Here is a 13,378-nt window from a genome sequence, read left to right on the forward strand (position 1 = left end):
TGGCGGGCCCGCCGGGATTTGAACCCGGGACCACCAGCTCCGGAGGCTGGCGCGCTGATCCTGGCTGCGCCACGGGCCCAGCTACCCTCGCCCGTGAAGGTTAAATAGGCCTAGGCCTTGGTCCACCATCAGAACATGCTGCCGTTGCCTCCTGCAATCATTGGGTTCCCCTCCAAGAGATGCTGCCTGTGTAGCAGTTTATGTAGGGCTTCACCACTCAGTAGTAGCCCAGCTGAATCACATGTAGAAGTAGAGGCTCACCGCCAGGTCCTCGGCCTGCCTGAACAAGGGCATGGCGGCCGTGGCGTTCGTCAGCTGTGCATGAGCTCAGGGCTGGCGGGCTCAGCGACAGCTGCACAGCTGACGTAGTAGTGTGCTGCTGTGTTGCTGATGTACTGTGGTGCAGAGCAGGCCAACAGCGAAGGCTACCATAACAAACCACAGGAACAGTCAGGACGGACCTATCAAGGGAGGCCTGGAGGGCCTTCGGGCGAAGGGACGCAGCCTTAAATGAGTTCACCGCCCCAAAGCCTCCAAAGGGCCGCCAGGGCGATGAAGGGCGGCCTATTAAGCATATCACTGCCTTGAGTACTTGCAGTCCTGGACGGGGTAGAAGAGGTCTGAGATGTTAACGTAGGTGCTGTTGAGGGGCACGAGGTAGGGCACGAACTCCAATGCGCAGGGCAAATCCTGGCGTGCCCTGCTTAGCCCGCGCCAACTTTCTGGGCACCTTAAATGATGAAAAAGAGGGGAGAGGCTTCTCTTGAACCAGGACCAGCTTAGCTAACGGCACTTGTGTGGGCGTATAAGGCTCTCTAACCAAACGTATAGAATATAGAAAGTAGTAGGTAATTAAAACTAAACATTCGAAATTTTTATAAGATGGATTCGAAATTTTTATAAGATGGCAGGGAGGATCGTAGGACTAGCGGTGGTCAGCCTTTGCGCCTGAGTCTAGTAATGAGAGGGTGAGCGACCCTCCCACGGCAGGGCCCACGCTTAGGAGGTCCCTTACTCTGCTTGACGTCTTTATGTTAGGCATAAGCGGCATGGTAGGCTCTGGCTGGCTCTTCTCAGCCCTAGGCGCGGTTGGCTTCATGGGGCCCGCCGCGGTGCTCTCGTGGATTATAGCGGGCATATTCTTCTCCTTCATGGTCTTCGGCTTCGCCGAGCTCGGGGGCCTCTTCCCGTTCACCGGCTCCCTGGCGAGGTACAACCACTACACCCACGGCACGCTAAGCAACTACATGCTGGCCTGGGCATACTTCATAGGGGCCGCGACGACCATCAGCGTAGAGGCAGTTGCCATAGTTGAGTACTCGAGCGAGTACCTGCCCTGGGTCTGGAACAGCAAGGTTGGGGTTCTCACCCCTGTAGGGGTTGCCATAACGGCCGGCCTCATACTTGTGTTCTTCGCCATCCACTTCCTCGGGGTGCAGGTCTTTGGCTGGTTCAACAGGGTTGTCACGGCCTGGAAGCTCACGGTGCCGACTCTCACCGTGGTACTCCTGATGCTGCTCTACTTCCACACGAAGAACTTCACAGGCGCCCCAGGGGGCTTCTTCCCCTACGGCACCGCGGCTGTCTTCGGCGGCATGATAACGACTGGCATAGTCTGGGCGTACGAGGGCTTCAGGCAGAGCCTTGAGTACGCCGGCGAGACGAAGAACCCGCAGAGGGACGTGCCGCTTGGCACCCTCCTTGCGCTGGCCGTTACCATAGTCCTCTACATCCTCATAGAGCTGGCCTTCATAGGCGGCGTAAACTGGCAGAGCGCTGGTATTGCCTTCGGCAACTGGAGCGGCCTGGCGAGCAGCTCCTGGGAGGCGCACCCGTTCTACTCTGAGCTCGTGGCCACCGGGGTCCCTGTGCTCGTGGGCTTTGCCATAGTGCTCCTCATAGACGCCGTCCTCTCGCCGCTCGGCACCCTCGCCACTTACGCGGGCTCGAGCGGCAGGAACATATACGGCATGGCAAGGGTGGGCTACATACCTGAATTCTTCGCAAGGATTCACCCGAGGTTCAAGAGCCCCTGGGTGGCCCTCCTGGTGTCAACAGTCATAGCAGTGGCGTTCCTATTTCCCTTCCCGACCTGGTATGCCATAATGTCTATCTCTGCCCTCGCGACGGTCTACAACTACATCTCGGTTGGCGTCACGAACCACGCCCTGAGGAGGCTGGCGCCTGACCTCAAGAGGCCCTACAGGCCGCCGGCCTGGTACTTGTTCTACCCGCTGGGGTTCATAGCCGCGGTCATGCTGGTCTACTGGTCGGGCTGGAGCCTGGTCAACACCGTGGTGGAGCTTGTAGTGATCGGCCTGCCCCTCCTCCTGCTGGGCCCCTACAGGAGGGAGCTCGGGCTCTCAACTGGGGCGGCCGCGGCCATCGCCGGCTCCCTCTGGGCGGCCTCAGCAGCAACAATAGCCGCCTACTACATGGTCCTTGAAGGCTGGGGCCTGCTGGGCTTCGCAATATACTGGGCCGCCCTGTCCCTGATACAGGTCGCGGCCCTGCTGGTCATACAGTTCATAGCACATCACCCCGACGTCAAGGGCGCCGTGTGGATAGTTGTCTTCAACATAGTCATTGGCGTAATATCATATACAGGCTCCCTCGGCCCCCTGTCGCAGCCCCTAATACCTTACCCCATGGACTACATAGTCATGGCTGTCGCTGCCATCGGCGTCTACTTCCTCGGGGTCTACACTGCCTATGAGACCAAGGACTTGAAGATGGTGAAGGAGAGGGGGCTGCCCGTTGAGTGATTTTTTTGGCTTCGCATGTTAACTAAATACATAATCTATAGCCCTCTCTTAGCACACTTTTGATTTTTAATTTGGTTTTTAACAAACTTCATTAAAGGTCCTAATAAAACGTTGCACTTTAATTAGCAGAAATACATAACTGTATACTGAGGGGGATCCCTTTGGCCCAGAGGGTCAGCTACTTTGAGTGGATGTTACAGGTGCTCGAGAGGGCCATAAAGATGGACAACTTGCCCTACGAGCTCTACAAGGTGCTGAGCAGGCCTGAGAGGGTGCTGACGGTCAGCATACCAGTCAGGATGGACGACGGGAGGCTGGAGGTCTTCGAGGGCTACAGGGTCCAGTACAGCAGCGCCCTGGGCCCCTACAAGGGGGGCATAAGGTTCCACCCAGAGGTCGACCTGGATACTGACAAGGCCCTCGCCCTGGGCATGACATTGAAGAACGCCCTCAACAACCTGCCGTACGGCGGCGGCAAGGGGGCCGTTAAGGTAGACCCCAAGAGGCTCTCCAAGGGGGAGCTGGAGAGGCTGAGCAGGGGCTACGCCAGGGCCATAGCCCCCCTCATAGGGGACCAGGTTGACATACCTGCCCCGGACGTCGGCACAACGCCCGAGATAATGGCTTGGATGGTCGACGAGTACTCAAGGATCAGGGGCTACAACGTGCCCGGGGTCTTCACGGCCAAGCCGCCGGAGCTCTGGGGCAACCCCGTTAGGGAGTACTCGACAGGCTACGGCGTCGTCGTGGCCGCCAGGGCGGCGGCCGAGAGGTACATGGGAGGCCTGCAGGGCCTCAGGGTGTCAGTCCACGGCTTCGGCAACGTGGGCCAGTACTCAGCCCTGTTCGCCCAGAGGCAGGGAGCCAAGGTAGTCGCGGTGAGCGACACCTCAGGCACGGTGTACGACCCCAACGGCATCGATGTGGAGCTGGCCATGAAGGTCAAGGCCCAGACGGGGAAGGTGATAAACTACCCAAAGGGGGAGAAGATATATGACCCCATGGCCTCCCTCTTCGTTGACGCCGAGGTCCTGATGCCGTCGGCCATAGAGAACGTGATAACTAAGGACAACGCGTCAAAGGTCAGGGCTAAGCTCGTAGTGGAGGGCGCCAACGGGCCGACGACGCCTGAGGCGGAGGCCGAGCTCTACAAGAGGGGCTCCATAGTGGTGCCGGACATCTCGGCCAACGCCGGCGGCGTCGTTATGTCGTACCTTGAGTGGGTCGAGAACCTGCAGTGGTACTGGTGGGACGAGGAGGAGACCCTGAAGAGGCTTGACGCAATAATGACCTCAAACGTTAAGAGGCTCATAGACAGGTACGAGTCCCTCAAGTCGACCAACCCCTCGGCCACCATGAGGGACGCGGCCTTCATACTGGCCCTCGAGAGGGTCTACAGGGCCATGAAGGCCAGAGGATGGCTCTAACGGGCTCCTCAGCCGATTCCCTACGAGCTTTTTCTTTTCCAACTCCGTTTCTCCTTTGTAGCGCCTAGCTGCGTCATGGGCTTAGCGGGCACTAACGCTCAGGGCCATTTTCACTTGGCCCTGTAAGGCCTCCAGCCTAGCATGATTGCGAGTCAGCTAAGGCTGCGCGGCCCGTCAACTAACCTTTTAGAGGTAGTCCCACACGCCCCTGCCCTTGTAGTTGTACACTATAGACTTGTAGGCGGTGACGAAGTCTATGGTGTACCCTATGCCCTCCCTCCCTATGCCTGAGTCCTTCATGCCGCCGAAGGGGTAGTTGTTGATGTAGACGGCCCCCACCTCAAGCTGCCTGGCCGCCCTCCTTATCTTTGAGAGGTCGCTGCCGAATATCGCCGCGTCAAGGCCGTACCTCCTCCCGTTGGCAAGGGCTATGGCCTCGTCGAGGTCCCTGACCTTAACTATAGCTGCTATGGAGGCGAACACCTCCTTGTTGTACATGTAGAGCTCCGGCAGCCTCGAGGCGTCAACCTCTATGAGAGTGGGCTTTATGTAGTTAGGGCCCAGCTCCTCAACCTTCTTCCCGCCGTGGAGCACCCTGCCGCCCTTTGACACGGCGTCCATAGCCCTTTAAGGTAAAATAGGGCTACGCCTTGACCCACCACCAGAATATGTTGTCGTTGCCCCCCGCTATCATTGGGTTCTCCTCCCACGTCACTGTCCCCAAGTAGCCAGCCATGTAGGGCTTGACCACCCAGTAGCTGTTGGGCTGAATAGTGTAGACATAGAAGTACAGCTGCACCGCAAGGTCCTCGGCCTGCCTGAACAGGTGTATTGAGGCCGTGGCGTTGGTGAGCTCGACGCCGTCGGCCTCGGCCATCAGGTCCTGCAGCTCCTGATACTCCATGGCCTCCTGCCAGAGCAGCTTGCCGATCTGGGGCTCAAGGCTCGGGCTAAGCCCTGGCCAGCTTATCTTAGAGGCGTTGAAGTAGGCGCTGAGGTTCTCCAGGTAGGTGACGTTCCAGCCGTCCGGGTCAGCCCAGACCATGCCAGTGTACTGGGCGTTCATCATGTCTGACGCCAGCGGGTAGTCGGCCACGTAGCCGCTATTCCAGATAGCCATGGGGTTCAGGTCAGGGACCCAGTATGAGAGCATGAGGGGCCACGGGAGGTAGAGCGGCACCGCGTTTATGTTTGGGTCTATGTTGTGGAGCGCCTGGGCCCACATCTCGGCAGCCGTGTAGTCAGTGGTGTCGCCGCTCTGGATCACTATCGGGAAGTAAACGCTTATGTTGTAGAAGCCGCTCTCCTCAAGCAGCCACTTTGCGTATGTCAGGTTGAAGGTCGGGCAGCCTGTCAGCTCCGACGGGGGTATGTATATGTCCAGGCCCCTTATTATGGCCCCGCAGTATGGGCTCCCGAAGTTGAAGTGGTACTTGGCGTTGCCAACTATGTCATTTATGTACTGGGTATAGTTGAAGGCGTAGGCGAAGGCCTCCCTCACAAGCGGGTTGGCGAAGTACCAGCTGGGGATGTTAAAGGACGGGTTGAGCTGGTGCAGTAGGGTCTCGTTGACCTGGAGGTCGAAGCCGAAGAACTCCTCCAGCAGGCTCGGGGACTCATAAACCTTGGCCTCCCCCTCACTCTCAAGCTGCAGCAGCTTAGGTATGAAGCTGTCGGGCAGGCTAACCACTATGTCGGCCTGCCCTGAGGCGAACGTCTCATATGCCGTCACGGGGTCCTTGACCCAGTATATGACTATGGTGTCGTTGGGCCTCGGCACGTAGGTTATGTTGGTCGGCCAGTACGGGTTCGGCTTGAGGACTATGCTCTGGCCTGGAGCGTAGGCCGCTATGTAGTAGGGCCCCGTCGCCATGGGGTCCCACCTGACCTGCTCGTTGTAGTCCCACTCGTTGGCCGTCTGCTCGTACTGGTAGAAGGCCTCGGCCAGCTGGGTGTAGTTGTGGTCGTAGAGGCCCGTGAAGTTTATGCCGTCTCCAACCTCCTCAAGCCACTTTGCGTCAAGTATGCCTGGCCCCCAGGCCTCGGCGAGGGCTGTGAAGAACACCTGAGGGGCCACCGGCCTAATTAGGTGGAAAGTCACGGTGTCCGTCGTGTTACTGTATGTTATGGCGTCCACTATCTCCTCAGCCCCCTGGGTGTCATTGGGCGACGTAACTATGAACGTGAACGGCGTGTAGTTCGGTATGAGGTACTGGGCCAGTATCCAGCCCCTCGTCGCTGGCGCGCCCCCTGCGAGCAGCAGGTCCCTCACTAGGCTGTACCACACGTCATAAGCTGTTATCGGGTCGCCGTTTGCCGCCCTGAGGCCGGGCCTCACCTTGAACACGTACACTGTGTAGTTAGGCGATATTGCGCCGTACTCGTACCTTGCGGTCACGTTGCTCCAGTTGCCCACCGTGGGCAGGTACTCGGCCGCCATGGGTATGAACTCAGTCGTGTAGGGGCCATCGTAGAGCAGGAGGGAGGCGAAGATGTTATCTATGACCTCAAAGCTTGTGGTGTCGTAGGCTATCGCCGGGTCGAAGCTAAACGGCCCTCCAGGCACGTTCTCGGCCGCTATTATTGTGCCCGGGTCCGGCACCGACGCCTGGGGGCTGAACAGCGAGAACGGCTCAGCCCGGGAGCTCACGGCTATGGTGTAACAGGACGTGTAGTTGTAGGTCGCGCCGCTGCTGACGTTCTCAGTAACTATGGTGAGGCAGACCGTGTAAAGGCCAGGCCTAGCATACATGGCAGTAACAGGGTTGACCTTGGGCTCCAGGTAGCTCACGTTGCCTGAGCCCGTCAGGGCCACCTGCTCGGCGTAGCCTGTGCCGTTGACCGAGGGCACAGCTGTGACGGTGCCGTTGCCGAGGTCCCACACGTATTTATCTATAGTCATGTTGGCCCCCGACGGCGGCTGGAGGAAGCCCGCGCTGAGGCTGACCGGCTGGTCCACGTTAGCCACGAAGGTAGAGGGCGCCACGATAGGCACAGTTATGAGCTGGGCGAAGCTCTCGTTGAGCTGAGGCGGCGCCACAGTTATCTGTATAAGGTTGCCCTGGGAGCTGCCGACAAGCCTGCCCTTGTAGTAGATGGCGTAGTAGACGAGGTACCTGCCAGGGTGCCTGTAGACCACCGTTGCGTAGCCGCTCGTGGAGTTGACCACAGAGCCGTTGCCAACGTAGAAGAGCACGTAGCTGCCCGGGGAAGCTGTAAATGAGCCCACGGACAGCTCCAGGGGCTGCCCGGCTATCGCTGTGTATGTGCTGGGCGCCGGCGGGCTCATGGAGAGCTGAGCGGGCGTCGTGGATGTGTGCTGCGTCAACGACCTGTGGTACAGGAGCGCGCCAGCGGCAAGGGAGGCTACTACAACAACCACAAGGGCCGCGAGGAGGGACCTACCAATGGAGGCCCTCGAGGGCCTCCAGGCGAAGCCACACCACCTTAAACGACTCCACCGCCCTCACACCTCTCTGGGCTATCCGACGATGCTAGGGAAGACCTTTTAAGCTTAACGCTTGGCCCCCTGGCTAATGGGAAGATAAGGGGGCCGCTGAAGAAGTACCCATCGGGGCGCTATCGACAGAGGCCGTGGCAATCGTGGAGCACTCAAGCAAGTACCTGCCCTGGGTGTGGAACAGCAGGGCAGGCGTCCTGACGTAGCCCCTCTCCCTAATGTGGTCTATCCAGAGACCCCCTTAGCTGGCCTCTGCACGAGGGGAACGTCGACCCTTATCACCTCGCTGGCGTCGACCCCTCCCTGCCCTAACTAATATCGTGTCCCCAGGGCCAACCGCGAGGGAGCCGTCTATTAGCTTCCACCTCCTCCATGCCGGGGGCGTAGGCTTAGGACTTATGCCTCTTCGGGGCCGTAGCCGCCGCCCCCTGGGGTCTCTATTATCACCTCGTCGCCAGGCCCCAGCTCCAGGGTCACTGTGGGCACCACCTCCTCGACCCTGCCGTCAGCCCTAACCACTTTCACCCTGGCGGGCTCCCCAGGCGAGCCACTGGCGATCCCCCATGGCCTGTGCCTGAACCTGCTGGCCATTATCGAGAGCCTGGCCGGCGCCGTCACCCTGAACGACCTAACTATGCCGTCCCCTCCCCTGTACTTCCCTTTGCCCCCGCTGCCATCCCTCACCCTGTACGACGTGAACACGATGGGGTATGAGGCCTCCGCCACCTCAATGGGAGTGTTCATGGTGTTCGTCATGTTCGTGTGGACGGCCGAGACGCCGTCCCCGTTAGGCCTTGCCCCCGAGCCTCCGCCGATGGTCTCGTAGTAGGCCCAGGTCCTGCCTGTCCTTGGGTCCACCCCTCCTATCATCACGTTCATCATGGTGCCAGAAGAGGCCGCCGGGACCCTGTCGGGCATCGCGCTTGAGAGCGCCCTCAGGATCACGTCAACTATCCTCTGGCTCGTCTCGAGGTTGCCTCCCGCGACGGGGGCAGGCGGCCTGGCGTTAAGCATGGAGCCCTCTGGGGCGAGGACGTTAATCATTGAGTAGAGGCCCTCGTTGACCGGGACCTCGGACCTCATGAGCGACCTAATGGCGAAGGAGGAGGCGGCGTAGGTCACGCCGAAGACGGCGTTCAGGGGCCTCTGGACCTGGGGCGGGGCGCTGAGCTCAACCCTGACCACCTCGCCTATAGTGACCCTAGCGCCTATCGTTACGTCATCGCCCTCTGATGGGCCAACCTCAAGGACGTCAGAGGCCTCGAAGGTCCCCCTTGGCCAGCCCTCAAGCTCCCTCCTGACGAGCTCCCTGGCGTACTCAATGGACCTCCTCCAGCCTGAGGTCACCTGGTCAAGGCCGTACCTCCCTATGAGCTCCCTCACCCTGGCGACTCCAGTTAGGTTAGCCGCCACCTGGGCGCTCAGGTCGCCCTCCGCCGCCTCAGGGGCCTTCACGTTAGCTAGGTAGAGCCTCACGACGTCCTTCCTTATGGTGCCTCCCTCGACGAGCTTAGTTGGGGGTATGATGAGGCCTTCCTCATATATTGTTGAGGCCTGGGGGTTTATGCTGCCGAAGGCGGGGCCGCCGACGTCTACGTGGTGCGCCTTGTTGACCACGTACGCCACTAGCCTGCCGTTAAGGTAAACTGGCGCCATCACGGTTACGTCGTTAAGGTGGGTCCCAGTTATGTAGGGGTCGTTCGAGAACAGCATGTCCCCCTCCTCGAGCTCAATTCCCTCCTTCTCCATGACCTTTAGGAGGTTCTTGACGCCAACCCTCAGGGAGCCGAGGTGGACAGGTATGTGCTCCGCCTGGGCGACTACGTTGCCCTCTGGGTCTACCACGGCGCAGCTGTGGTCGGCCCTCTCCCTTATGTTGGGGGAGAGGGCTGACCTCCTGAGAGCTACCCCCATCTCCTCGGCTATGAAGGCCGTGGCCCTATGGACCACTTCCCATGAGGTCAAGCAGGTCACCTCCTCATTATGAAGGCCCTCATGGGGCCCACCTCGCCCCTCCAGCCCCTCGGCACAACTATGGTCGAGCTGTACTCCTCCACGATGGCCGGCCCCTCGACCCTGAAGCCCTTGGGCAGCTCCTCCCTCCTGTAGACGGGCACCTCGTCCCAGGAGCCCGATATGTAGGTCCTCCTGTACGCTATCGGCCTCGCCTCGCCCCCCTCCCTGGCCTCCCCGAGGCTGACCCTGGTCCTCCTTATCACGGCAAACACCCTTGCGGCCACGACCTCCACAGGCCTGTCAAGGGTGAAGCCGTAGGCCTCCCTGTGGGCCCTCTCAAAGGCCTCCCTGACAGACCCAGGGCTGAGATCCTGGGGCGCCCTTATCGTGAGCTCCCAGCCCTGCCCCTGGTACCTCACGTCGAGGAGCCTGATGAAGTAGTCCACGCGGCCCAGCCTTTTCATTAGGTCGCCCTCAAGCTCGGCGAACGCCCCCTCAAGGTCTCCTGGGAACGGCCTCCTGGCCTCGTACTTCAAGTCGGCCATCAGCAGGCCAAGGGCGCTGAAGAGCCCCGGCTCAGGGGGAACTATGACCCTCCTTGAGCCAACCTCCTCAGCGAGCTCAGTAGCGTGCTGAGGGCCGGCGCCTCCGAAGGCAATTATCGAGAACTCCGAGGGGTCGAGGCCCCTCTCAACTGTTACAAGCCTTATGGCCCTGGCCATCTCGAGGTTTGCGAGCTCAACGGCCTGGGAGGCCACGGCCTCTGGGTCGCCTAGCCTTGAGAGGGCCTGAAGCGCCAGCTCGGGCCTGAGCCTTATGAGGCCTCCCGCCAGCTCGGTCGGCAGCCTGCCCAGGGCCAGGTTCGCGTCAGTGAGCGTTGCCCTGTCGCCCCCCATGCCATATGAGGCCGGCCCAGGGTCGGCGCCAGCGCTTAAGGGCCCTACCCTCAGAGCCCCTGCCTCGTCCCTCCATATTATCGTGCCGCCCCCCGCCGAGACCTCCGCCAGGTCGACGAACGGAAACTTCACCGGGTAGCCTGAGCCCCTCACGACCCTGCCGTAGTGCACCTCTCCCCCTACCTCGTACTCCGTCGTCACCTCGACATCGCCGTTGACTATTGAGCTAGCCTTAGCCGTCGTGCCCCCCATGTCGAAGCCTATGGCCATGTTGACCTCGAGCTCCCTTGACAGGGCGGCGGCCGCTATGGCCCCCGCGGCGGGGCCTGACTCTATCAGCTGAACCGGCCTGAGGGAGGCCTCCTCAACGTCAACGAGGCCCCCGGCGCTGGACATGACGCTCAGCGACGAGGCCCCTAAGCCCGAAAGGGATCCCCAGAGGCCCTCGAGGTACCTTGAGACTATTGGCCTGAGGACAGCGTTGACCACGGCCGTTGAGGTCCTCTCGTACTCCCTCAGCTCAGGGGCGACCTCAGAGGAGGCCGTCACGTACCTGAGCCTGCGCGAGAGGACCTCCTTGGCCTTCAGCTCGTTTGAGGGGTTGCGGTAGGAGTTCAGGAAAGAGATGGCTGCCGAGACGACGCCCCTCCTCACCATGTCTTCAGCGACCCTCTCCAGCTCACCCTCATCCACGGGCCTCTCAACAGTGCCGTCGGCCAGGGTCCTCTCGCTTACCTCGTACCTGAGCTCCCTAGGCACCAGCTGCCTTGGCCTGCTGAAGAAGAGGTTGTAGAGCTGCGGCCTGTTCTGCCTCCCTATCTCAATTACGTCCCTGAAGCCCCTCGTGGTGACCAGGGCCGTCCTGGGCAGCTCAAGGCCTACCTGGCCCAGGAGCGAGTTGGTGGCTATGGTGGTGGCGTGGAGTACCTCGAAGGGGGCCTCAGGCGAGACAGCCTTAAGGCCGTCTATGACCCCCCTCTCCGGCTCCCTGGGCGTCGTTGGGACCTTTGAGAGCCTCAGCCTCCCAGACTCGTCAAGGTAGACTACGTCAGTGAACGTGCCGCCCACGTCAACAGCGGCGACGCGCAAGCAGCTGAGCCCTCTCAGGGCTAGCGCAGGACGACAAAATAGCCGCTTAGCCTTGCCCTAAGGAGGGCAAAATGGATGTCGTTATCAGAGAGCTGAGGTGGGCGACGCAGATGCCTTATCTCCAACTACTATACTCATTACTAAACTAGGCCAAGGAGGGCCCCCTTTCGGTATGACCTAGCCTCCCCAGAGGCCAGACCTCCCTCTAGGGCATCGGCTTTAGGCCTGGGGCCTGTAGCTGAGCGTTAAACTCCTGGCATCAGCGGGCAGCAGGGAAAGTGCATGGAGATACTGGTGATAGGTGGCGGAGCCGCTGGCATGTCGGCCGCCTCCTGGGCCAGGAGGAAGGCGCCCGAGGCCAGGATAACCGTCCTCGAGAGGACCAACATAATAAGCCACGCCCCCTGCGGCGTGCCCTACTACATAGGAGGGCTGTTCAAGGACTACTGGCTGCTCCAGGCCTACGACGTCAAGTTCTTCAGGGAGAGGAGGAACATAGAGGTGTTGACTAACGCTGAGGCCGAGGAGCTTGACGTAAGGTCAAGGGTCGTCGTGGCCAGGGTGGGCGGGCAGAGGGCTAAGCTGGAGTTCGACAGGCTGATAGTGGCCACCGGCGCGAGGCCCAGGAGGCTCCTCAGCGCTGACGCCAGGGTGCTTTACGTTCATCACCCAGCAGACGCTGAGGCTGCCAGGAGGGCGGCGGAGGCAGCCAGGGAGGTCACGGTGGTCGGGGGAGGGGTCCTGGGCGTTGAGGTGGCGGAGCAGCTGAGGAACATGGGCAAGGCGGTCCACCTGGTGCACAGGGGGCCCTACCTGATGAGCAGGGACCTGGACGAGGAGCTGGGCTCGGCCCTCACGCAGATGGCCAGGGGGGCCGGCATAGACGTCAGGCTTGGGGTTACTGTGTCTGAGGTAAATGACAGCAGGGTGAGGCTCAGCGACGGCTCGTACCTGAACTCGGACCTGGTGATAGCGGCCGTCGGGGTTGAGCCGAACGTCGACCTCGTGAGGGGGCAGCTGAGGCTCGGGCCCCACGGCGCCATAGCGGTTAACGACAGGATGGAGGCGACCTACGACTACGTCTTCGCGGCTGGCGACGCGATGGAGCACAGGAACCTGGTCACAGGGCAGCCCTACTGGAGTCCCCTGGCCCCCATAGCTAACAAGTCAGGCCTCGTGGCGGGGGTCAACGCCGCCGGGGGAGACAAGAGGTTCCCCGGGGTCCTGGGCGACATAGTTACCAGGTTTGAGGGGGTTGCCTTCGGCAGGGTGGGCCTCAACGAGAGGGAGGCCAGGGAGGCGGGGATCAGGTACGTGACCTCAATAATAACGACGAGGTCGAGGGCCAGGTACTACCCAGGAGGGGGCGACGTGACTGTGAAGCTCCTGGCCGAGGAGTCGAGCGGGATCATAATAGGGGGCCAGGTCGCTGGGCCAGAGGAGGTCATAGGCAGGCTGGGCGTCATAGCGGCTGCGATCATGAGGAGGATGACGGCCGATGACCTGTTCTTCGTGGAGATGGGCTACCACCCGAGCTCAGGCAGGGCCTGGGACCCCGTAGTGCTGGCCGCCAGGCAGCTCATGAGGGTGTGAGCCTCCGAATAACCCTTCTCGCGCCTGGGTCGCAGGTACTGGCGGCCCCCGCCCTAAAGGGCGGGGCTCTGCGTCCGCTGGGCCTTCCCCATCACCTCTCAGGCCCCGCCGTCAGCCCCGGGGAGGCGCGGGCTCACTGCCTGCTAAGCTCGCCCGCGCCCAACTCCACAGCAAAGTTCGGGCAAAAGGCTC

General features: G+C 61.0%; 6 protein-coding genes, 1 tRNA gene and 1 pseudogene. 3 read left to right on the forward strand and 5 right to left on the reverse strand.

The window, feature by feature from the left end; genetic code table 11:
• Window positions 1-79 (reverse strand) — tRNA-Arg (locus SE86_RS04140).
• An 889-nt stretch (window positions 80-968) separates the two neighbouring features.
• On the opposite strand from SE86_RS04140, the gene SE86_RS04145 reads away from it, so the two are divergent.
• Together SE86_RS04145 and SE86_RS04150 are read left to right on the forward strand one after the other, a co-directional pair.
• A complete protein-coding gene (locus SE86_RS04145) occupies window positions 969-2,765 on the forward strand; it encodes an APC family permease (RefSeq protein WP_211096465.1) in 1,797 nt (598 codons plus the stop codon).
• A gap of 161 nt (window positions 2,766-2,926) precedes the next feature.
• Window positions 2,927-4,192, forward strand: coding sequence for a Glu/Leu/Phe/Val dehydrogenase (locus SE86_RS04150; protein WP_211096466.1), 1,266 nt, complete (start codon window positions 2,927-2,929; stop codon window positions 4,190-4,192).
• 186 nt (window positions 4,193-4,378) lie between these two features.
• Here the strand turns inward: SE86_RS04150 and SE86_RS04155 are convergent.
• The 4 genes and pseudogenes from SE86_RS04155 to SE86_RS04170 all read right to left on the reverse strand — a co-directional run.
• Window positions 4,379-4,810: pseudogene (locus tag SE86_RS04155) on the reverse strand (aldehyde dehydrogenase family protein); the annotation flags it as partial.
• A 25-nt stretch (window positions 4,811-4,835) separates the two neighbouring features.
• A complete protein-coding gene (locus SE86_RS04160; RefSeq protein ID WP_236747359.1) occupies window positions 4,836-7,481 on the reverse strand; it encodes an ABC transporter substrate-binding protein in 2,646 nt (881 codons plus the stop codon).
• Window positions 7,482-8,048: 567 nt separating this feature from the next.
• A complete protein-coding gene (locus SE86_RS04165; protein WP_117354405.1) occupies window positions 8,049-9,617 on the reverse strand; it encodes a hydantoinase B/oxoprolinase family protein in 1,569 nt (522 codons plus the stop codon).
• Between the two features lie 5 nt (window positions 9,618-9,622).
• The gene (locus tag SE86_RS04170; RefSeq protein WP_117354406.1) at window positions 9,623-11,593 is read right to left on the reverse strand and encodes a hydantoinase/oxoprolinase family protein; all 1,971 of its coding nucleotides are present in this window, start codon (window positions 11,591-11,593) and stop codon (window positions 9,623-9,625) included.
• 282 nt (window positions 11,594-11,875) lie between these two features.
• Between SE86_RS04170 and SE86_RS04175 the strand changes: the two genes are divergently transcribed.
• Window positions 11,876-13,186 (forward strand): FAD-dependent oxidoreductase, encoded by a 1,311-nt coding sequence (locus SE86_RS04175; protein WP_117354407.1) that lies wholly within the window; start codon window positions 11,876-11,878, stop codon window positions 13,184-13,186.
• Window positions 13,187-13,378: the final 192 nt, after the last annotated feature.

The sequence above is a fragment of the Acidilobus sp. 7A genome (assembly GCF_003431325.1).
In the GTDB taxonomy this organism is placed as follows: domain Archaea; phylum Thermoproteota; class Thermoprotei_A; order Sulfolobales; family Acidilobaceae; genus Acidilobus.

Bases quoted from the DNA above. Each gene is read 5' to 3' on its own strand.
- SE86_RS04160 (WP_236747359.1), bottom strand. From the start codon at position 7,481: ATGAGCCCGCCGGCGCCCAGCACATACACAGCGATAGCCGGGCAGCCC.
- SE86_RS04175 (WP_117354407.1), top strand. From the start codon at position 11,876: ATGGAGATACTGGTGATAGGTGGCGGAGCCGCTGGCATGTCGGCCGCC.